Raw genomic sequence first — 20,879 nt, forward strand, 5'->3', positions numbered from 1 at the left:
TCTCGACGACCGATCCGGACACGGCGGGCCGCACCCCGGGGACCCTCGTGCTGTTCGACGACGCGACCGGGAGTTTCTGGAGTCAGGTGCTCGGCCGGGTCATCTGTGGCCCGCAGGCCGGCGCTCGGTTCACGATTCGGCCGGCGACCGTGACCCGGTAGGACGTGGTGCGGCGAGTACCCCGAGACCGACGTGGTGGTGCCCCGCCGTACTCGGACCTGCGGTGATGACTGTCGCCCGGCCGGGCCCGCGCAAGCACGAGCACACTCACACACGACACGAGCACACTCACACACGACACGAGCACACTCACACACGACACGAGCACACTCACACACGACACGAGCACACACGTACACACGCGAGCGCGCCTTGCCCCGCCGCAGTCGTGTGGTTTTCGGGCACGAAAGCTTTAGGCCGTCCCTGCGCCTACCGGTGGCCAATGAGTCGAGGGCCGGAACTGATCATCACGGAGAAGGACAACGCCGCCCGGCGGATCGCGGACATCCTGAGCGGGGAGTCCGCCGAGGCGGAGCGACTGAACGGCGTCAACGTCTACAAGTGGGGCGGCAAGCGCTGTATCGGCCTGTCGGGCCACGTCGTCGGCGTCGACTTCCCGCCGGAGTACAACGACTGGCGCGACGTGGAACCGGTCGAGTTGATCGACGCGCCCATCGACAAACACCCGACACAGGAGAACATCGTGGCCGCCCTCCGGCGACTCGCCCGCCGCGCCGCCGCCGTGACGATCGCCACCGACTACGACCGCGAGGGCGAACTCATCGGGAAGGAAGCCTACGAACTCGTCCGCGAGGTGAACGAGGACGTGCCCGTCGACCGGGTGCGCTTCTCCTCGATCACGAAGCGCGAGGTGACGGAGGCGTTCGAGAACCCCGACGAGATCGACTTCGATCTGGCGGCCGCCGGCGAAGCCAGACAGATCGTCGATCTGGTGTGGGGTGCCGCCCTCACGCGGTTCCTCTCGCTGTCCGCGCGGCAGTTGGGCGACGACTTCATCTCGGTCGGGCGGGTGCAGGGCCCGACCCTGAAACTGATCGTCGACCGCGAACGCGAGATCGACGCCTTCGATCCCGAGGACTACTGGGAACTGTTCGCGGATCTCGAAAAGTCGGGCGGCGATCCCTTCGAGTCGCAGTTCTTCTACCTCGACGAGGACGGGACCGAGGCCGAACGCGTCTGGGACGAGCCGACCGCCGAGGCCGTCTACGCGAACCTCGAAGGCACCGAGACGGCGACCGTCGAGGAGGTCGACCGCCGCCGCCGGACCGACAGCCCACCCGCGCCGTTCAACACCACCCAGTTCATCCGGGCGGCGAGCGGCCTCGGCTACTCCGCCCAGCGAGCGATGTCCATCGCCGAGGATCTCTACACCGCCGGCTACATGACCTACCCCCGGACCGACAACACGGTCTATCCGGACGATCTGGACCCCGAGGAACTGCTCGACGCGCTGTCTGCGAACCACACCTTCGCGGACGACGTGGACACGATCCTCGAACAGGACGAGATCGAACCGACGGCGGGTGACGAGGAGACGACCGACCACCCGCCGATCCACCCGACCGGGGAGTTGCCGTCGCGCTCTGAACTCTCCGACGACGAGTGGGACGTGTACGAACTCGTCGTCCGGCGGTTCTTCGCCACCGTCGCGGAACCGGCCGAGTGGGAGCACCTCCGAGTCGTCGCCGAGGTCGCGCCGGACGGCGGGGTCGACGACCAGCCGATCCGCCTGAAGGCGAACGGGAAGCGCCTGCTCGACGCGGGCTACCACGCGGTCTACCCGTACTCCAACGCCAGCGAGAACATCGTGCCGGACGTGGAGACCGGCGAGGAACTGGCGGTCACGGACACCGAGTTCGAGGCGAAGCAGACCCAGCCACCCCGCCGGTACGGCCAGTCGCGGCTCATCGAACAGATGGAAACCCTCGGCATCGGCACGAAGTGCCTCACCGGCGACACCCCTGTACTCGTCCGGGCAGAGAACGGCGACATCGAGCGCCGTCCAGTCAGCGATCTATTCGAGGAAGAACAGGTCGTACTCGCGGACGGAGCGACCGAAGTCGGCACGACGGCCGGTGGCCCCCAGACGCTTTCGTTTGCGGAAACAGAGGGGCAAACGAGAGAGCGAACCAGCGAACTGGTCAGTCGGCGTCCGCTTGAACCAATGGAACGGATTTTGGAGATCACATCGGACTCGGGAACCGTCTCGGTCACCGACGACCACCCGATGTACGTTCGCTCCGGAGACTCGTACGAGGTTGTCCCTGCGGCCCAAGTCGATCCGGGTGACAAACTGTTGGCCGCCCGATCTCCCCCCTCGGTCGCTTCGACGACCGCCGACGCACCTGTCGCTGTCTCGTGGGACGAGTTCACCAGTAGCGCAACGGACGCGACGAAACTCTTCGGCGTGGACTGTGGTTCCGCTGTCGAGCAGATCCGCTCCGAAGCCGACGAGACACAGCGGGAGCTTGCGGCTCGCCTCGGCACGGATCAGCGACGGATCTCTGCGATAGAATCGGGCCGTCGCGGAGCGCCGGTGTGGGTGCTCGGGGACCTCGGAGTTCGGCCGGAGAAGCTTCGAGGACTGAACGACGACATCGAGTTCGAGAACCTGTTCCCGATACGCTGGACGCCGACGCTGGCTAGTGTTCTCGGGAACCTGCTCGGTGACGGGTCGGTCTATGTCGATGAATCCGAGAACTCCGTCGATGTTCGCTACCACAACACGGACCGTCGCCTGATCGAGAAGTTCGCCGACGACATCGAGACGCTGTTCGGGATTCGCCCGTCAGTTCGGCACCGTCCCGCACGGGAGGACCACCACAAGGACAAGTATCAGGTCGATGTCCCGGCGAGCGTCGGCCGTGTGCTACACTTCGTGCTTCAGTCGGTCACGAGCGACGGGTGCCCCGACGTACCCACAGACTGTGCTCCCGCGTTCATCGGTGCGATGTTCGACGACGAGGGCCACGTCTCGCGGGAACGCAAGGCGTTCATCTCGAACGTCGATCACGATCTGCTCGCGGGCATCAGCAGGATGCTCGCCGAGTTCGACATCGAGTCGAAGTTGGCTCCGGACCAACACAAGCTCCACATCCGGGGTCGGCGGAACATCGAACGGTTCGTCGATGTCGTCCCGATCACGAGCGACGAGAAGTTCTACCGCGCACTAGACGGCCTTCGAGCGTACGACGTGACTCAGCACAAAGCACGTCTGCTCGAGCTTGTAGACGAATCGCCTCGAACTTCGAGGGAACTCGCTACCGAGATCGGCCTCAGTCGCGGTCGAGTGAACGACATTCTCGGAGAACTCCGTGAGTACGGGTACATCCGGAAGGAGTTCGAAGGAAGCAACAGGAGCCCGGATCGGAACCGGGTGATTCGCTACGCAACCTCGGACTTCGAGGACTCGATCTATGCGAGGGTTCTGGGATACCCCTCATACACGACTGTCCGCTCGGTCACCGACCGAGAGTACGACGGGGCTGTGTACGACCTGTCGGTCACGGACGATGCACCGAACTTCGCGGTCACGGGTGGTGTATTCGTTCACAACTCGACGCGACACGACGTGATCCAGAAACTGTACGACAGAGGCTACATCGAGTCCGACCCGCCGCGCCCGACCCGGCTCGCGCGGTCGGTCGTCGAGGCCGGCGAGGAGTTCGCGGACCTGATCGTCTCCGAGGAGATGACCGCCCAACTGGAGGCGGACATGCAGGCCATCGCCCGCGGCGAGAAGTCACTGGAGGACGTCACCCAGGAGTCGCGGGAGATGCTCGAACAGGTGTTCGAGGGGCTGACCGAGTCGCGGGAGGAACTCGGCGAGCACCTGAAGAAGTCACTCAAGGCGGACAAGACGCTCGGACCGTGTCCGGAGTGTGGGGCGGACCTGCTCGTCCGGAAGAGCAGACACGGTTCGTACTTCGTCGGCTGTGACGGCTACCCCGACTGTGACTACACACTCCCCCTACCGTCGACCGGGAAACCGCTCCTCCTGGACGACACCTGCGAGGAGCACGACCTGCACCACGTGAAGATGCTCGCCGGCCGGAAGACGTTCGTCCACGGCTGTCCGCAGTGCAAGGCCGACGAAGCGGACGAACAGGAAGACGAGGTGATCGGGGCGTGTCCCGAGTGTGGCGAGGAACACGGGGGCGAACTCGCGATCAAACAGCTCCGCTCTGGATCGCGGCTCGTCGGTTGTACCCGGTATCCGGACTGTGACTACTCGCTCCCGCTCCCGCGCCGGGGTGAGATCGAGGTGACCGACGAACTCTGCGAGGAACACGACCTGCCGCATCTCGTGGTTCACTCGGGCGACGAACCGTGGGAACTCGGCTGTCCGATCTGCAACTACCGGGAGTACCAGGCGAAGCAGGCCGGCGGGAGCGAACTGGAGAGCATCGAGGGCATCGGCGAGAAGACGGCCGAGAAGCTGAAAGACGCCGGCGTCGAGGACGTGCCGGGGCTGAAAGACGCCGAACCGGACGCGCTGGCCGAGATGGTCGAAGGCGTCGGCCCGGACAAAGTGCGGGACTGGCAGGCGAAGGCGGACTGAGCCGGCGGCCTCAGTCGTCGCCCAGCACTGCGTCGACCGCCGCGACGGCCGGGGAGATGGATGCCGGGTCGCCGTCGAGGCCGATCAGGATCGTCGGGGCGTCGTAGCCGAGGGCGATCACGTTGATCCCGGTCTCGTAGACCTCGAGGTCCACGAGGTAGTCACCCAGCGGTTCGTGGACCGCTCCCTTCCGGTCGTAGTCGAGCTGTTTGAACGACACGTCTTCGACGATCACGTCGATCTCCTCTGCGGTGTAGTCGGGTGCTGGCTCGCCGTCACTGTACGCGATGCGGTAGTCGCGGTCCTCGAAGTCGCCGTAGTAGACGCCTCGGAGGTGCGGGTCCACGCGCGACTGGAGTTCGGCAACCAACTCGTCGATCTGTGCTGGCATCTGCTGACTGGTGGTTGGGGGGCGCGGATAAATTCGTTCGGGATTCGGACAGCGTGAAAGGATGCGAACATGGGCCACGGCGACACACACGATGCGACGTTTCTGGACAGAACAGAGGCCGTGGCCGTCGCGTCGTGCAACTCCATCGAGTCCGTTTCTCTGCTCCCCACGTTCCGCACACTTCTTTACCCACCCCCGAATACCACTTCCCAATGACCGGGCCGTGGCAGGACTGGGATCACATCCTGAAGGTCGATCCCGACAAGGACCTCGTGGAGGGGGAGACGTTCGCAGACGTGTGCCAGACCGGAACCGACGCCATCGAGGTCGGCGGCACGACGGGCATGACCGTCGAGAACATGAGCGGCGTCATCGACGCCTGCGCCGAGTACGGCGTCCCCCTCTATCAGGAACCCTCGAATCCGGGCGTCGTCATCGACTCGCCGGCACTCGACGGCTACCTCATCCCGACCGTCTTCAACTCGACCGAGGCGTTCTGGATCACCGGCGCGCACAAGGAGTGGGTCCGGATCGAGAACGGGATGGACTGGGACCGCACCCACACCGAGGCGTACATCGTCCTCAACCCCGACTCCGCAGTCGCCGAGTACACCAGCGCCGACTGTGACCTCGCGCCCGACGACGTGGCCGCCTACGCCGCCGTCGCCGAGCGGATGTTCGGCCAGGAGATCGTCTACCTCGAATACTCCGGCACTTTCGGCGACAGCGAGACCGTCGCGGCCGCCAGCGACGCACTCGACGAGGCGACGCTGTTCTACGGCGGCGGCATCCACGACTACGACTCGGCCTACGAGATGGGCCGGCACGCCGACACGGTCGTCGTCGGCGATCTGCTCCACGACGAGGGTGTCGAGGCGGTCCGGCAGACCGTCGAGGGCGTGAAGGACGCCCACGCCGACCGCGACTGACGCGACTGACGCGACAGGTCGCCGGTCGCGTCGCCAGATGATCGACCGATCCCGTTCACTCGGAGAACTGCCGCAACACGTCCAGATCGCGTTTCGTCCGGAGGAAATCCGCCGTGACGCCCGTCTCCTCGCAGTCCGGACACGCGAAGTCTTCCCGTGGTCCCGAAAGGTCGCGCGGGTCCAGTTCCCAGTCTCTCGTACACGCCGGACACAGCAGTTGCACCTGCGTCTCCTGCATACCACCCGCTTGGGACGCCGGGGGGAACCGCTCGGTGCCGTCGTATCGCGGGGGTTTACGTCGGTTCGACCGCGACCCGGTCGCCGGCCCGGCACGTCAGGACTGCGCCGACCGGGAACTTTTACACCTCCGGCCACCCCGACTCGGGTATGATCCTCTCCGACCGGGACCTGCTCGCCCGCCTGGAACGCGGCGACCTCGTCGTCGATCCACTCGACGACCCGGAGACCCAGATTCAACCGGCCAGCATCGACCTCCGACTCGGCTCCCGCTTCCTGGAGTTCCGCCGGACGAACATCCCCTGTATCCACCCCGACAGCGAACGCGAGGTCGACGAGTACGTCACCGAGACGGTTGTCGACGGGGACGGCGAGTTCATCCTCCACCCCGGCGACTTCGTGCTCGGGACGACGAAAGAGCGGGTCGAGATCCCACCCGATCTGGTGGCGAACGTCGAAGGGCGGTCCTCCTTGGGTCGGCTCGCCGTGGTGGTGCACGCGACAGCCGGCTTCATCGATCCGGGGTTCCGTGGCAAGATCACGCTCGAACTGTCGAACCTCGGCACTGCACCCGTGTCTTTGAAACCGGACACCCGCATCTCCCAACTCGTCTTCACGGAACTCTCCTCGCCGGCCGAACGCCCCTACGGTGCCGAACGCGGCTCGAAGTACCAGGACCAGGACGGGCCGCAGGCGTCCCGGATCCAGGACGATCCGGAGTTCGAACGATGACGGCGACTGAACCCGCGACGGTGATCGACCGATGACGGTCACAGGGACGGTGATCGACCGATGAAGTTCGTCGAGGAGGTGGTCGTGGAGGAGTTCCTCCCGACGTTCCGGTCGATGCTCGCCGAGGCGCTACGGGAGCGCGGGTTCACCCAGCGTGAGGTCGCCGACGCCCTCGGGATCAGCCAGTCGGCTGTCTCGAAGTACGCCCACGGACAGGTCTCGCGCCGCGAGGAGTTTCTGGACGATCAACGCGTGCAGGACCTCGTGGAACGCATCGCCGACGGTCTCGCCTCGGGAGAGCTCTCGCCGGTCGGGGCCTTGGTCGAAGCCGAGGTGCTCGTCCGCCGACTGGAAGACGGCGACCTGCTCACCCGTCTCCACGAGGAGGCGATGCCCGAACTCGCCGAGTACGACGCGGACTTCGCGGTCCACGACCCCGACAGCCGGGTCCGGACCACGGAACAGGTGCTCGCGTCGGTCCGGCGCGGTCTCCGGACCCTGACGAGCGCCTCGGGGTTCGCCGGCCTGATACCGAACGTCGGGTCGAACCTCGTCGAGTGTCTCCCCGAAGCGGGCGACATCGGTGACGTGGCGGGCGTCCCCGGCAGAATCTTCGACGTGAAGGGACGAGCGACCGTCCCCGGAGATCCGGAGTTCGGCGTCAGCGAACACGTCGCGGGCGTCCTCCTGTCGGCCCGCGAGGCCGGCCTCGACGTGCGGGCGGCCGTCAACCTCCGGTACGACCCGGTGTTGATCGACGACCTCGACGCGGCGGGCTACCAGACCGTCGAGTTCGACCCCGACGCGCCGACCGACCCGGTTCGGGCGGCACTCGCGGAGGCGGTCGACGCGGAGGATCCGCCGGCGACCGTCGTCGTCTACCAGTCCGGCGGCTACGGTATCGAACCGATCACCTACGTCCTCGGCCCGGACGCCGCGACCGTCGCCGGGGTCGTCCGCGACCTGCTATGACCGACCGCGCCGGGGAGTCCGACCCCGCCGACCGCTCGGCCGAGACAGTCCCGGACGGCGTCACGGCGACCCAGCAGTTCTACACGCGGTGGGCCGGCCTCTACGACGCACTCGCCACGCGAACGCCCGGTATCGGGAGCCTCCGAGCGCGGGCCGCCGACCGACTCGCGCCCGACCGCGGCGACACCGTGGTCGAGATGGGCTGTGGCACCGGGGCGAACCTCTCGCACCTCCGGGAGCGTGTCGGTCCCGAGGGGACCGTGATCGGCGTGGACTTCACCCCGGGGATGGTGGCGACCGCCACACAGCGCGTCCGCAGCGAGGGCTGGGCTAACGTCCACGTCGTCCGGGGAGACGCGACCCGCCCTCCGCTCTCGGCGGGCGACGCCGACGCCCTGCTGTCGAGTTTCGTCGTCGGGATGCTCGGCGACCCCGCGTCGGCGGTCGCCGACTGGACCGACCTCGTCGGGGAGCACGGACGCGTCGCCCTCCTCGACCTCGCGCGGAGTACGCGAACCGTCGGCGCGCCACTGAACGCCGTCTTCCGGGCGTTCGTCCTCGCGTCGTCGCCGCCGGGCACCAGTGAACGTCACGGTGGCTCGCCGGGCGGCGTACTGGACCGCCGGGTCGCGAGCGCCCACCGGACGCTGTTCGACCACTGTTCCGACGTCGAGCACTCGACGCACGCACTCGGGTTCGTGCGACTGAGCAGTGGAACCGTCGAGTGACACGCCCGGCCGAGTGGCTGATCGGTGAGACGAGGCGAGCGCGGTGGCTCAGTCCCGGCCGACGACTCGGCGGAGGCGCCGACCGACACCCCGGAGTTCGACGCCGATCCAGCCGAGCAGCAGAAGCAGGGCCAGCGTCGGTCGCGGCGGGACCCACGCGAGCAGTGCGAGCGAGTCGGACTCGCCGCCGTTCGCCTCCCCGGGTGGTGCGACGAGGCCGCTGTCCAGCGGCGGGCCACCGGGTTCGTCGCCGAAGGACTGGCGTTCCGCGTCGTACGGGTGGAGTCGCCGCTGGCGCTCCCAGACGATCTCCCCGTCCGGCGTGACTTCGAGGACGCGCTGGCCACCCGAATCGACGATCAGCGTGTTCCCGTTCGGGAGGCGGTCGGCGTCGCGCGGCCACGAGAGGTTGCCGGCGTAGGTCCACGTCGCCCGCCAGTCGCCGCCTGTTCTGTGGTACTCGATCACGCGGTCGTTCTCGGAGTCCGCGACGAGTACCCTCGGGCCGCCGGCGCTCCGGTTCGTGAGGAGGGTCGGGTTGTGCTGACGTTCGAGCGTCGCGTGGTCGCCTTGTCCCCCGAGGACCCACTCGGTCTCCTTCGTGGAGCGGTTCACCACCAGCACCCGGTCGAAGTTCCGCGGCGAGAGCAGGTACGCCGAGCCGTTTCGGATCGCGTCAACGTCGTTCAGGTGCGTGAAGTCGCCGGCCACGCCGTTCTGCTCGCGGTCGTAGTGAGCGTCGAAGCGGTACTCCCAGCCGACTGCGCCGGTGCCGGGGTTGATCTCGACGACGCGGGAGTCGTCTTTGTCGGCGACGACCCAGTCGCCGGAGGGAAGCGCGTCCACGTCGTGGGTGTCCCAGGGAATCTGCACCCGCCGGACCACGCGGTTCTCGCGCCAGTCGATCTCGATGGCCCACTGGCCGGAGTAGACGCCGCCGGCGGAGACGAGCAGGTGCGACTCGTTCAGTGGGTCCACGTCGTAGTAGTGGTTGTACCGGTCGTGTGTCCAGAGCCGTTCCCCTGTCGCCGTGTCGACCGCGACGAGTTCCCCGCCGCCGAGGCCGCGCCAGTGGCCCTGTGTCGTTATCCAGGTGATGCTGTCGGCGTCGGTCGCGGTCGTAGGCTGGGGTCCGGTCGCGGAGTCGGCACCGCTCGGCGACAGGTCGCCGAGCGTCGTCGGCACGTCGGCCGGCGTCGGCACCGGGACGAACACCACCGCGAGGATCGCTGCGACGACGAGGAGGCGTCGTCGCCACATCGGGTTACTCGACGGTCGGCACGTCGACCTGGGATAACACGTCGGCGATCACGTCGGCCTTGTCCACGTCGTTCACCTGCGCGTCCGGCGTCAGGACGAGGCGGTGTGCGAGCACCGAGGCGGCGATCGTCTTGATGTCGTCGGGCGTCACGTACGCTCGGCCCTGCAGGACGGCCTGCGCGCGTGTCGCCTCGAACAGGCGCTGGGTCCCGCGCGGGGAGACCCCGACCGAGACGCGCCGGTCCTGCCGGGTCGCGTGGGTCAACTCGGCCATGTACGACAGCAGGTCGTCCTCGACGCGGACGGACTCGGGGGCCTCTCTGATCCCGACGACCGAGTCGCGGTCGAGCACGGGTTCGACGCTCGGCGACTGGGTACTCCGCCCGGCGCGCCGCCGGAGGAGTTCGGTCTCGCCCTCCAGTCCGGGGTAGCCGATCTTCGTCTTGATGACGAATCTGTCCACCTGTGCTTCGGGGAGGGGGAACGTGTTGTGGTTGATCCCACACGCGCCGAATCCGGCGACGTAGTTGTGCGTTCGTGGGACGGAGAGTCCGACGACCGTTCCCTCGTACGGTTCCGACTCGATCTCGGTGATCCGGTCGTAGAACACGTCATTGTCCGTCAGGTCTTCGAGGTATGACAGGAGTGTCTCGGCTTTCTCCACGCGTTGACGGTACGTCTCTGCGACGTACTCCACTGCCTCGTCAGGTGCTGTCTCTCCCTGATACGCCTGCCAGACCCGGTGTTTCGTCAGTTCGGTCTCGTCTACCACGTCGGTCATCGAGAGTCCACACTGCTTGGCTGTCTCGCCGAGGTCGGTCCGGGCGGCGTCGGTCACAGTCGCCACCTGTCGTTGTGCGAGTTCCGCCTGTATATCCTCGGTGAACGACGTGATCGACGACTCCTGGACTCTGGGACGGCCACTGCCGAGGTTCTTGTAGGCGTTGTACCAGTCGCGGTCGCTCATGTCGCCCGCGTATTCGATTCCGAGAAGTTCGACGATCCGTTCGAGTTGGTTCCGGTCGACCGGGAGAGACCGATGGACCGAGTCGAACTCCGAGAGGTCGGGTTCCTCACCGGGCCACGTGAACTCCTCAACGAACGTCCGGAGGTCTTCACCCTGAATCTTGATTCGGTGGACGCGCTCCTCGTCGACGATCCATGGTCGGATGCCGAACTGGAGGAGGAGATGCGCGATCAGGTTCGTCGTCTCTCGATCTTTCTGGGTGAACGTGATCCGGCGTTGGTCGGTGTCGAAGTGGGACTCGGTCAGCACGAACACGTCGAGGAACGCCCGCTGGAAGGCCTCCGGCGCGTCGAGCAGTCGCGTGGGATTCCGGAGATCGTATCGTGCATCGAGATACTCGACGAGCGGTTTCGAGTCGATTGCCGCCTCACGCCCCCCGTGAATCTCACGAGTGCGCACCTCGAAGCCGAGTTTCTCCCCCAGATCGGTCCAGCGGTCGAACGCATCTGGGTGGTTCTTCTGGTAGATCTTCACCGAGGTCTCGTCGTAGCTCCCGTCCGAGAGAACGAACCCGACGAAGAACCCAGCCTCCTCGTCCGAAAGTTCGTCCACGAACCGGCTGATCCCGTGTGTCTCGATGCAGTCGGCCAGAGTGATCTCTTCCGTACGAAGCGCGTCGGCGATCTGCACGCCGACCGCCGTGTCGGCACCTTGGAGATAGTTCAACACACGGTCGTAGGTCGCATCGACACGCTCCGTCAGGGCCGTCTTCGACAGTCCGGCGGCGATCCGAAGGGTATCGAGATCGTCTGCCGAGAGGTCGGTGTCACCCTCCCGTTCCGCGTGGAGTCGGTCCCGAAGCCGCTCGATCCGGTCGCGCCGGAGTACGTCGAACTGATCGTCGAGTTCGTCGAGTACCGCGTCGTGGCTCGGGAACGGAGTGGAATCGACCCGAAGGCGGTCGGGCGCGACGAGTGAGTCGTCAACCGCGAGGTCGTCTGCCTCGATCCACTCCATTCGACCGTCACGGTTGACGAGGAACGGGTGGTTACCGGAGACGGTGATCTCGCGCCCGGTCTTCGTTCGGACCGTGTGGATCGCCCCCTCGTAGTCGGTCTCGTAGACGAGACAGGGCTGTTGGCTGAGGCTCCCGTCCGGCTGGAGGGTCTGTGTCGTCGCGTCGAAGTCGTACAGCTTCGTGTCGTCGGTTTCGACGAGCAACTCTCCTTCCGATTTTGCGTGGGCGAGTGCGTCGCCGGCGCGCCACAGCTCGCCGTTCATGTAGACTGTCTCGTCCGGGTGCAGACTCCCCTCCTGGTCGACAGGGTTCTGTGTCGCAATGACGAAGAACGGTTTGGGAAGTTCACGCGTCTCGCCGTCCACGGTTACTTGTCCTTCCTCCATCGCTTCCAAGAGCGCGGCCTGCGTCTTCGGCGGCGCGCGGTTGATCTCGTCGGCCAGCACGACGTTGGCGAAGATGGGACCTTCGGAGAACTCGAAGGAGCGGTCGCGTTCGTTGAAGACGTTCGTCCCGGTCACGTCCGACGGGAGGAGGTCGGGCGTGAACTGGATGCGCGAGAAGGAGAGTCCGAGCGCGGTGGCGAAACTGCGGGCGGTGAGGGTCTTCCCGGTGCCCGGCACGTCTTCGAGCAGGACGTGGCCGCGGGCCAGCACGGAGACCATGATGCGGTCGAAGAAGGCGGGGTCGGCGATGACGGCGTCGTCGATGGTGTCCAGCACCCGACGACACGCCTCGCTCGCTTCGGCGGAGTCCATGTGGTCGTCGGCGGGCGGGCCGAACTTATGTGTCCCGGTCCCGTATGCCACGTCGGGGTCGGGCGTCGAACCACGCACCGCCCTCGTCGCGAATCGAAACGGATTAAACGCCAGCGGTCGCTACGACAATACGAGCCGAGGTAGCCTAGCCCGGCCAAGGCGGTTGCTTCGAGAGCAACTGTCCGTCAGGACACAGGAGTTCAAATCTCCTCCTCGGCGCTTCTACGGTCTCTACTCGGTGTCGAGCCGTGGCTCTCGGGTGGATAACACGGCCGAGGAGTCGGTGCCGAGCCGTGACGCTCGGATGGGTAACACGGCCGAGGAGTCGGTGCCGAGCCGTGACGCTCGGATGGGTAACACGGCCGAGGACACGGTCGAATTGGGTCGCGGTGAGAACTCGGTCGCATCGGTCGCGGCCGACGGCCGGTGAGAGCCCCCGGCCGTTCAGTCAGCGTCGCAGTCGAGACGCCGGCGGAGCCACCGGAGGAATCGCCCCGGCGAGACTGTCAACGGGAAAATTGGATCGAAGTCGTAGCAGAAACGGGAAAAAGTGACCGAACGATTCGATTCGACGACTCGATCTGTTCTACCACCAAGCATATATAGTGGTATGACATACCATGACGTGTATGGCATCAGCACCGAGCGCTGACGACGAACTCTTCGACCAGTTTCTCACCGACCGTGGTCACGAGACCGAACCGACACGGTGGGAGCGAAGCTACAACAAGCTCCAGTGTCCGGACTGTGGGGGGCTTCACGAGGAGTCCGCAGTAGAGTGTTCGGTGTGCGGCTGGCGACCTAACTGACCGGCCGCCCCGGCGAGTCGAATCGCGGAGGAAACACGCCGTTTTCGTGATACCACCGATCACACACCGACGAACGTGAGACGTGTGACCGGTGTGCCGGCGTCGCGTGGTCGAATCTTCGATATTCCGATAGAACTATATGCAATTATTTGCCTATTTTTATAGGCGAAAGATGCCCGAGTGTCAGAACTGCGGTTCCTTCGTGACTGCGGATTACGTGCGAGTGTTCACCCCCGACGGGGTCGAGGACCCTCGTGTCTGTCCGCGCTGTGAGGACAAGATTCGTGACGGTGCCGACGTGCGGGAAGCGCGTTCCCCGCGCCGCACCTGAACTGGTACCACCCCGGCGTCCCCGCGACCGGGCCTCCTCCGTCGCCGACACGACGAGCCACGCCGTTTATCACCCAGTAGGGCGTGAACCCCCACAATGAGCGATTCCGACGTGACTGTGACCCGGTTGTTCGGGGGACCGGGGAGCGGGAAGACCACCGCCCTGCTGGACCGCGTCGACGAGATTCTGGACCGCGACGACGTCGACGTGCGGGACATCCTCGTCGTCTCGTACACCCGTGCCGCCGCCGCCGAGGTCCGCGAACGCCTCGCAGAGCGACTCGACGTGTCACCGCGTTCCCTCCAGGGGAACGTCTGTACGATGCACGCGAAGGCGTACGAACTGCTGAACCTCTCGCGTGGCGACGTGGTCGGCGAGGACGACAAAGAGGAGTTCTGCAAGGACTACGGTATCGAGTACGAAGACGAGTACGGCGGCGCAGGTCGCCGGACCGCCCGCTCGACGACGCTCGGCAACAAGATCATCGCCACCAGTCAGTGGCTCCAGCGCACTCGCCGGGACGTGGCCGACTGGTACGACGTGCCGTTCCAGTGGGACGTCGAGGAAGTGCGCCTCCCCCCCGAGATCGACCCCAACTCACAGGAGGGGAACAAGTACACCCCGACGTGGCCCTCCTCCGACGACCGCGTGGACGTCCCCGAGACGATCCGAGCGTGGCGCTCGTACAAGGGCGAACACGACCTCGTCGGCTTCGCGGACATGCTCGAACGCGTCAAACAGCGGTCGCTGGTCCCCAACGTCGACTACCTCGTCATCGACGAGTTCCAGGACATCACGACGCTCCAGTACGACGTGTACGAGGAGTGGAAACCCCACATGGAGCAGGTGCTGATCGCCGGCGACGACGACCAGGTCGTCTACGCCTGGCAGGGTGCAGATCCGAACCTCTTACTCGACGCCGACCGCGACGAGGACGTCATCCTCCCGAACTCCTACCGCCTCCCCTCGCGCATCCTCAACGTCGTCAACCGCGAGATCCGTCACATCGACAACCGACAGGAGAAGGACCTCAAGCCCCGCAAAGAAGGGGGTGCAGTCGAGGGCGTCGAGAGCCCCTCGATGCTCGATCTGGTCCGGAACGTCCGGTTCACCGTCCAGCAGGACGACGGCAGTCTGATGTTGCTGTTCCGGGCGCGCTACCAGATGTTCCAGTTCATCGACGAGTTCATCGGCGAGGGTATCCCCTTCAAATGTCTCACCGACCAGCGGATGTGGACCGACCGCCTCACCCAGTACGTGAAGGCGGTCGAAGCCATCGAGCGCGGCGAGACGGTCGACGGACTGCAGGCCCGCCGACTCGCGGACATGCTGCAGGACTCGGCGTTCGGCACGAACGACCGGGACGACCTCTACGACCTGATCGACGACCGCGAGGAGGCGGAGGGCGTCGAGACGCTGACCGAACTGGCGTTCGACGCCGACGAGATCAAGAACTTCGCGCCGTTCATGCCCGGCCCCGCCTCGGCGGGCGACATGGTGCGGAAGGTCACCTCTTTCCAGCGCAAGTCGATCAAGGCGTACTTCGCCGGGGACTACGCCGGGATGGATCCCTCCCGCGTCCGGGTCGGCACGATCCACTCCGCGAAGGGTCGTGAGGCCGACCACGTCTTCGTCTCCACCGATCTGACCGAGAAGGTCGTCGAGCAGATGGCCGCCTCGGTGGACGACCCGACCGACGTCGACGGCGTCGAGGAGTTCACCTCGACGACCTCGCCGGTCCCCGTGCTGACCGACAACGAGCGCCGGGTGTTCTACGTCGGGATGTCGCGTGCCCGTGAGCGACTGGTCGTGCTGGAGAACCTGATCGACGGCGCGCCGACGCTGCCGGTCTCCGTGTTGCTCCACAACGAACTGCGCGACACGCCGGTCGAGGAGCTGCTCGAGGCCGCACAGGAACCGCAGGCACCGAAGACCTCGTGAGCGACGACGCCGACGGTCCCGCTGTCGGCGGCACCCGTGACGATCCTGCGGTCCCGCCAGCGACCAGCGACGACGGTCCCGCGACCGACGACTCGGTGCTCGCGGTCACACTCGCCGACAGCGAGGCGGTCGCGGTCGTCCACGTCGGCGACCGGTTCGACGACGACCTCCGGTACCTGACGCGCTTCTCGGGGCCGGACCGCCACTACGCGTTCGTCGCGACCGCCGACGAACAGTTCTTGCTCGCCCCGGCGCTGTTCGCCGAACAGGCCCGCCGGGAGTTCGCGGGGACGGTCGTCACCGACGACGTAGGTGCGCCGGCCGGTCTGCGTGCGGTGCGACTCCTCGACCGACTCGTCGGCGACGACGTGGCTCCGTCTGCTGGCCCGCGAGACGAGTCGCCGAGCGACGAGACGACCGACACGGACACCGGATCGCCGTCGATCCTCGTCCCTCGGCAGATTCCCCACGACGCGGTCGCGTACCTACAACAGGCCGGCTACGGGGTCGAATCGACGACCGCCGTGACCGACGCCCGGATCGTGAAGACCGACGCGGAGGTCGAGCACCTGCGCCGGGTGCAGCGCGCGACCCGGCGTGGAGTCCGCCGCGCGGCGACGATTCTCGCGGAGAGCACGGTCGCGGAGGCCGACGCAGAAGACGAGCGCAGACCGCTCTACTGGCAGGGGGCACCGCTCTCCACCGAGCGTCTCCGGCGGCAGGTGAACGCGACGCTCGCGGTCGAAGGCGTCCGAGACGCGGGCAACACCGTGATCGGCGCGGGCGAGAGCTGCGCCGACCTGCACTTCACCGGCCTGCGGCGACTGTACGCCGGGGAGACGGTCCTGCTCGACGTGTCACCGCGCGGGCCAGCGGGCTACTACGGCGACTGCACCCGAACCTTCGTCGTCGACGGCGAGGGGGGCTGGGAGCGCCGGGCGCACGTCGCGGTGACCGCCGCGCGGGAGGCGGCCCTCGCCGAACTCGCGGCCGGCGTGCCCGCGCGTCGCGTGCAGGAGGAAGCGGCCGCCGAGATCGCGGCGTACGGCTTCCGGGTCGACAGCGACGAACAGGGGTTCGTCCACAGCCTCGGCCACGGGATCGGGCTCTCACTGCACGAGGGGCCGTCCTTCCGAGACGACGCACCACTGCCGGCCGGGGCGGTGGTGACGATCGAACCGGGCGTCTACGATCCCGACCGAGGTGGGGTCCGCGTCGAGGACGTGGCGGTCGTGCGCGAGGACGGCTACGAACTGCTGGGAAGCCTGCCGACCGGAATGGAACCGGCCGAGTACGTCAGCGCAGGCGACTGAGCAGCCCCTCGCCTTCGTCGGTATCGGTCGCCTCCGCCTCGTCCTCTTCGGGCGGTTTGACGAGACCGCCAGTCAGCTTCTCCGCGATCTTGATCGGGATGTCCTCGGGCGTGGTGGCGACGCGCTGGAGGTAGACCATCAGTCCGGCCGTGAGCAGGAGGAAGCCGCCGAGGAAGAACTGCTCTTGGAGGAGGAGTCTGACGCCGACGAACGCGATGGGGATGGCGAAGACGAGCGTCGCCGCCAGCCCGAGTGTGTCGAGAATCCCGAGTCGCATTCGGTCGTGAGTCGCCGGTGGGGAGACAAAAGCCCGCCGTTTCCCCCGAACGGCTAAGCCGCCTGCGGGAGAGAGGCCGGTGATGGCGATCTGCTGTCTCCCGACCGTGTCGACGTTCTCTGTGCTCTCGACTGCGCCCCTGCTCTCCGACGCGCCGGCTACCGCGTCGGTGTTCGGCCTGCCGGTCGGGATGCTCGTCGTCTTCGCGCTGGTCGTCGCCGCGGTCGTGCTGTTCGTCACCGAAGCCGTCTCGCCGGACGTGACCGCCGTTGGGTTGCTGGTCGCACTCGCGGTGCTCGGGCCGTGGACCGGTATCTCGGCGACCGAGGCGCTCGCGGGCTTCTCGAACCCCGCGACGATCACGATTCTGGCGATGTACGTGTTGAGTCGGGGGATCGGCAACACCGGACTCGTCCGGCGGTTGGGAGCCGAGGTCGGGGCCGTGACACGCGGGAGCGAGTCGCGGCTCTTGGCGGCCATCGTCGCACTGACCGGCCCCATCGCGGGCGTCATCAACAACACGCCGGTCGTCGCCGTCTTCATCCCGATGGTGACCGATCTGGCCGAAGACGCCGGGGTCTCGCCGTCGAAACTCCTGTTGCCCCTGTCGTACGCCTCCATGCTCGGCGGGACACTCACCTTGATCGGAACCGCCGGGAACCTGATCGCCTCGGACGTGGCCGCCGAGCGACTCGGCGCTCCCTTCACGATGTTCGAGTTCACCGCGCTGGGCGCGGTGGTGCTGGTCGCCGGGAGCGCGTACCTGCTCGTGGTCGCGCCGCGACTCATCCCCGAACGCGTCTCGCCCGGCGACCGGACCGCCCGGTACGAGGTCGAGGCGTACCTCGGGCGCGTGCTGGTCCCGAGTCGGTCGCCGCTCGTGGGTGCGACCGCGAGCGAGGTCGTCGCGGACGCGGCCCGCGACCTGGACATCGACGTGCTGGACATCGTGCGCGGCGACGACCACTTCCTCGCGGGCAGCGGCCGGGAGATCGAGTCGCGGGACATCCTCACGGTTCGGGGGAACCCGGAGACGATCAAGCAGTTCGTCGACCTCGCGGACCTGCGCCTGCTCCCGCGTGCGACCGTGACCGACGCCGAGTTGGACCCCGAGGGGAAACGCCCGACGCTCGTGGAGGTGGTCGTGCCGACCGGGTCCGACCTGGTGGGCGAGACGGTGGCCGGCAGTCGACTCCGGGAGCGGTACGACGCGACGATCCTGGCGATCCGGCTCGCGGGCGGGGAGTTGATCCGCGAGGAGTTCAGTGACGTGACGCTCTCTGCCGGCGACTCGCTGCTGCTCCAGACGACACCGGAGTCGGCGGAGTTCCTCGTCGAGTCGCGTGATCTGGTCGCCACCGGCGAACTGGTGGACGACCTGATCGCGGAGATCCGGAGTCGCGGCCTCGCGCCGACGACGGTGCCGGCGCTGGTGATCGTCTTCGGGGTGGTGGCGCTGGCGGCACTCGGGGTCGTGCCGATCGTCGTCGCGGCGCTGGGCGGCGTGGTGGCGATGATCGTCACGGGCTGTCTGACGGCCTCGGAGGCCTACGACGCGGTGAACTGGAGCGTGATCTTCCTGCTCGCCGGGATTCTGCCCCTCGGTCGCGCCCTGCAGGAGACCGGCGGCGTCGACCTGCTGGCGAGTGCGGTGATCTCGGCGTCGGCGGTCCTCCCCGTGTTGGCGGTCGTCGCCGTGTTCTACCTGCTGACGGGCCTGCTGGCGAACCTGATCACGCCGGTCGCCAGCATCGTCCTGCTCGCGCCGGTCGCCATCTCTACTGCCGAGGGCATCGGCGCGAGTGGGTTCGCGTTCCTGCTGGCGGTGACGTTCGGTGGCTCGACCGCGTTCATGACGCCGGTCGGGTACCAGACGAACCTGATGGTGTACGGACCGGGTGGGTACCGGTTCACGGACTACGTGCGCGTCGGCGGGCCGCTTCAGTTGTTGCTGACCGTCGTGACGACACTCGGCATCTGGCTGTTGTACGGACTCGACGCACCGATCTGAGACACCGGCTCACGTCACACTCGCCAGTCGAACGGGCTGGCGCGAGTTCATCTCGCGCCGACGGTTGCAGGTAGGCCATCGCTGAAATCGACTGGTCCACCGGGAGGTGCGTGCGCCTTCACAGATCTCGCCGGGTGGGACTGAAAGGGGCCGGCGGTCTCGTGAGCAGGGCGGGACCAGAGGTCCCGCCAGCAGTCGGCGCTTCGCGCCGACGACCTGTGAACGAGACGTTGGAGAGCTTCGCTCTCCAGAATCTCGACTGGTCCCCGACGCCGGTAGCAGAGCGAGAGCGAAGCTCTCGCCAGCAGACGGGCGAGGCGTGGCTCGCCCGTCAGCACCGCAGGGAGGAAGAGCGAGCTTGCTCGCTCGACCGACTGAGGAGCGTGGTTCGAGAGACGCCGTGGCGTCTCTCGTCATCACGAGAGAGCTTCGCTCTCTCGAACGACACCAAGTCGCGGACCATCGAGACGCCGGGGGCTTTCACCTCTCGTCGTCCGCGACTCAGGCGACTGGAGTCTCACCGATTCACGAATACACGAACCAAATATTCACAGAGTCACAAAGCCTCGAACCGACGACTCAGCAGTCGCCGTCTCAGTCGTCACCGGCCTCTGCTTCGACCTCCGACTCCACGACCGCCTCACCGACCTCACCCACGTCCACCCCCGACTCCAGCGTCTCCAGGTCTTCCTCCACCTCGTCCAGTCGGCCGAGCGTCTCGCGGTGCAGCGTCAGGATCAGATCGGACAACACGCCGAACATCAGCAACTGCACGCCGAACAGGATCGCGAAGGCGGTCACGACCGCGATCACCTCGTGGGAGATCGTGTTGACGAACCAGTCGTAGGCGACGTACGCGCCCAGCACCAGCCCCACGGCGGTCGAAGCGAAGCCGACGCTCCCGAAGTAGAAGAGGGGGTTGTTCGTCTTCGCCCGGCGGTACAGTTCGAGGAAGATGACGCCGCCGTCGCGGAACGGCCGGAGGTTCGTCTCCGACCCGTCCGGTCGCGGGTCGTAGGTGATCGGCACGACCACGGTGGGAATCGACCGCTTTGCACACTCCACCGCCATCTCGGTCTCGATGCCGAAGCCGTCGCTGGTGAGGTGCATCCGCTCGAAGGAGTCGCGGGTGAAGGCGCGGTAGCCCGAGAGGATGTCCCCCCACCCCGGCCCGTGGATGAAGCCGAACGAGCGGTTGATCAGGCGGTTGCCGAGGGCGTTCAGGCGACTCATCGCGTCCGGGTGCATGTCGGCAAAGCGGTCGCCGATGACGTGCTCCGCGCCGTCGTCGAGGGGGGCGAGCATCGCGTCGGCGTCGTCGGCCCGGTAGGTACCGTCGCCGTCGAGGAGGAGGACGTAGGGGGACTCGACGTAGTCGTGGACCGCCTCGCGGACCGCCTGTCCCTTCCCCGATCCGGACTGGACGACGACCTGCGCGCCACGGTCGCGGGCGATGTCGCGGGTGTCGTCCGTGGATCCGCCGTCGATGACGAGGATGCGGTCGAACCCCTCGGCGACGAACTCGTCGATCACGTCGCCGATGGTCTCCGCCTCGTCCATCGTCGGGAGCAGGACGCACACGTCGGCTCTGTCCATCGTCCGACTGTGGCCACGGCTGGCATA

General features: G+C 66.8%; 16 protein-coding genes, 1 tRNA gene and 4 pseudogenes. 14 read left to right on the forward strand and 7 right to left on the reverse strand.

All coding sequences use genetic code 11. The features are described 5' to 3' along the window. Positions 1-442 precede the first annotated feature (442 nt). The 3 pseudogenes from LI337_RS20175 to LI337_RS20185 form a co-directional block, all read left to right on the forward strand. Positions 443-1,981, forward strand: a pseudogene (locus LI337_RS20175) (DNA topoisomerase I); the annotation flags it as partial. A 267-nt stretch (positions 1,982-2,248) separates the two neighbouring features. Next, a pseudogene (locus LI337_RS20180) lies at positions 2,249-3,574 on the forward strand (helix-turn-helix domain-containing protein); the annotation flags it as partial. A gap of 3 nt (positions 3,575-3,577) precedes the next feature. After that, positions 3,578-4,582: pseudogene (locus LI337_RS20185) on the forward strand (topoisomerase DNA-binding C4 zinc finger domain-containing protein); the annotation flags it as partial. 10 nt (positions 4,583-4,592) lie between these two features. Here the strand turns inward: LI337_RS20185 and LI337_RS10360 are convergent. Further along, complete coding sequence (locus LI337_RS10360) at positions 4,593-4,973, reverse strand: DUF7522 family protein (RefSeq protein WP_227229770.1); 381 nt, start codon at positions 4,971-4,973, stop codon at positions 4,593-4,595. A 212-nt stretch (positions 4,974-5,185) separates the two neighbouring features. On the opposite strand from LI337_RS10360, the gene LI337_RS10365 reads away from it, so the two are divergent. Beyond that, positions 5,186-5,902 carry a phosphoglycerol geranylgeranyltransferase gene (locus tag LI337_RS10365; RefSeq protein WP_227229771.1) on the forward strand — a complete coding sequence of 239 codons (717 nt, stop codon included), beginning with the start codon at positions 5,186-5,188 and terminating at the stop codon, positions 5,900-5,902. A gap of 55 nt (positions 5,903-5,957) precedes the next feature. Here LI337_RS10365 and LI337_RS10370 read toward each other — a convergent pair whose 3' ends face one another. Then, entirely contained in the window at positions 5,958-6,140 is a 183-nt protein-coding gene (locus LI337_RS10370; protein WP_227229772.1) for a DUF7836 family putative zinc-binding protein, read from the reverse strand. A 149-nt stretch (positions 6,141-6,289) separates the two neighbouring features. Here LI337_RS10370 and dcd point away from each other — a divergent pair, with 149 nt between their 5' ends. The 3 genes from dcd to LI337_RS10385 are packed head-to-tail and all read left to right on the forward strand — an operon-like array spanning position 6,290 to position 8,571. Then, a complete protein-coding gene (dcd, locus tag LI337_RS10375; protein ID WP_227229773.1) occupies positions 6,290-6,871 on the forward strand; it encodes a dCTP deaminase in 582 nt (193 codons plus the stop codon). A gap of 60 nt (positions 6,872-6,931) precedes the next feature. Continuing rightward, positions 6,932-7,843: a thiamine-phosphate synthase family protein gene (locus LI337_RS10380; RefSeq protein WP_227229774.1), complete on the forward strand. Its 912-nt coding sequence runs from the start codon at positions 6,932-6,934 to the stop codon at positions 7,841-7,843. Further along, entirely contained in the window at positions 7,840-8,571 is a 732-nt protein-coding gene (locus LI337_RS10385; RefSeq protein WP_227229775.1) for a class I SAM-dependent methyltransferase, read from the forward strand. The genes LI337_RS10380 and LI337_RS10385 overlap by 4 nt, the downstream gene beginning before the upstream one ends. A 48-nt stretch (positions 8,572-8,619) precedes the next feature. On the opposite strand, the gene LI337_RS10390 is transcribed toward LI337_RS10385, so the two are convergent. The 3 genes and pseudogenes from LI337_RS10390 to LI337_RS20290 all read right to left on the reverse strand — a co-directional run. After that, positions 8,620-9,831 carry an arylsulfotransferase family protein gene (locus LI337_RS10390; RefSeq protein ID WP_227229776.1) on the reverse strand — a complete coding sequence of 404 codons (1,212 nt, stop codon included), beginning with the start codon at positions 9,829-9,831 and terminating at the stop codon, positions 8,620-8,622. Positions 9,832-9,835: 4 nt separating this feature from the next. Continuing rightward, positions 9,836-12,103, reverse strand: a complete 2,268-nt coding sequence (locus LI337_RS10400) for an LAGLIDADG family homing endonuclease (protein WP_380700209.1) — start codon at positions 12,101-12,103, stop codon at positions 9,836-9,838. Next, positions 12,104-12,574 (reverse strand): annotated as a pseudogene (locus LI337_RS20290) (AAA family ATPase); the annotation flags it as partial. Positions 12,575-12,708: 134 nt separating this feature from the next. Between LI337_RS20290 and LI337_RS10405 the strand changes: the two are divergent. The 6 genes from LI337_RS10405 (at position 12,709) to LI337_RS10425 (ending at position 16,968) form a co-directional block, all read left to right on the forward strand. Beyond that, a tRNA-Ser gene (locus tag LI337_RS10405) sits at positions 12,709-12,793 on the forward strand. A gap of 40 nt (positions 12,794-12,833) precedes the next feature. Further along, a complete protein-coding gene (locus LI337_RS10410) occupies positions 12,834-13,004 on the forward strand; it encodes a hypothetical protein (protein WP_227229777.1) in 171 nt (56 codons plus the stop codon). A gap of 199 nt (positions 13,005-13,203) precedes the next feature. Beyond that, the gene (locus tag LI337_RS10415) at positions 13,204-13,383 is read left to right on the forward strand and encodes an HVO_0416 family zinc finger protein (protein ID WP_227229778.1); all 180 of its coding nucleotides are present in this window, start codon (positions 13,204-13,206) and stop codon (positions 13,381-13,383) included. Positions 13,384-13,555: 172 nt separating this feature from the next. After that, complete coding sequence (locus LI337_RS20295) at positions 13,556-13,714, forward strand: DUF7563 family protein (protein WP_425600775.1); 159 nt, start codon at positions 13,556-13,558, stop codon at positions 13,712-13,714. A 96-nt stretch (positions 13,715-13,810) separates the two neighbouring features. Further along, a complete protein-coding gene (locus LI337_RS10420) occupies positions 13,811-15,655 on the forward strand; it encodes a UvrD-helicase domain-containing protein (RefSeq protein ID WP_227229779.1) in 1,845 nt (614 codons plus the stop codon). Next, positions 15,652-16,968 carry a M24 family metallopeptidase gene (locus LI337_RS10425; RefSeq protein WP_227229780.1) on the forward strand — a complete coding sequence of 439 codons (1,317 nt, stop codon included), beginning with the start codon at positions 15,652-15,654 and terminating at the stop codon, positions 16,966-16,968. The genes LI337_RS10420 and LI337_RS10425 overlap by 4 nt, the downstream gene beginning before the upstream one ends. Here LI337_RS10425 and LI337_RS10430 read toward each other — a convergent pair. Beyond that, complete coding sequence (locus LI337_RS10430) at positions 16,952-17,245, reverse strand: DUF7533 family protein (protein ID WP_227229781.1); 294 nt, start codon at positions 17,243-17,245, stop codon at positions 16,952-16,954. The genes LI337_RS10425 and LI337_RS10430 overlap by 17 nt on opposite strands. A 169-nt stretch (positions 17,246-17,414) precedes the next feature. On the opposite strand from LI337_RS10430, the gene LI337_RS10435 reads away from it, so the two are divergent. Continuing rightward, positions 17,415-19,256 carry an SLC13 family permease gene (locus tag LI337_RS10435; RefSeq protein ID WP_380700211.1) on the forward strand — a complete coding sequence of 614 codons (1,842 nt, stop codon included), beginning with the start codon at positions 17,415-17,417 and terminating at the stop codon, positions 19,254-19,256. Positions 19,257-19,850: 594 nt separating this feature from the next. Here the strand turns inward: LI337_RS10435 and aglJ are convergent. Beyond that, positions 19,851-20,852, reverse strand: a complete 1,002-nt coding sequence (aglJ, locus tag LI337_RS10440; protein WP_227229782.1) for an S-layer glycoprotein N-glycosyltransferase AglJ — start codon at positions 20,850-20,852, stop codon at positions 19,851-19,853. Positions 20,853-20,879 lie beyond the last annotated feature (27 nt).

Source organism: Salinirubrum litoreum, assembly GCF_020567425.1.
In the GTDB taxonomy this organism is placed as follows: Archaea; Halobacteriota; Halobacteria; order Halobacteriales; family Haloferacaceae; genus Salinirubrum; species Salinirubrum litoreum.